This is a genomic window from Rhizobium ecuadorense (assembly GCF_001187535.1).
Taxonomy (GTDB): domain Bacteria; phylum Pseudomonadota; class Alphaproteobacteria; order Rhizobiales; family Rhizobiaceae; genus Rhizobium; species Rhizobium ecuadorense.
In genome coordinates, this window is record NZ_LFIO01000652.1 from 1 (window position 1) to 223 (window position 223).

A 223-nucleotide genomic window follows, 5' to 3' on the forward strand; every position below is an offset into this window, starting at 1 on the left:
GCGTCTGGGAGCTGCGGTTCCAGCGACGATTGGAGCGATGCGCGAAGTCGAAGTCTGCTACGATCCTGATCTTGCGCCCGACCTTGCCGCCGTCGCGGAGGCAAGCGGATTATCGCCGGAAGACGTTATATCCGCCCATCTCTCGGGCGACTACAGCGTCTTCTTGTACGGCTTCGCTCCGGGATATGCATATCTTGCAGGCGTGCCCGAAGCCATTCAACAG

Annotated in this window: 1 protein-coding gene; it reads left to right on the forward strand. The window is 60.1% G+C overall.

Features of this window, described 5'->3' with window-relative positions; all coding sequences use genetic code 11:
• The coding region (locus tag AF337_RS12735) for a carboxyltransferase domain-containing protein (protein WP_152971037.1) at nucleotides 1-223 on the forward strand (223 nt) is incomplete at both ends.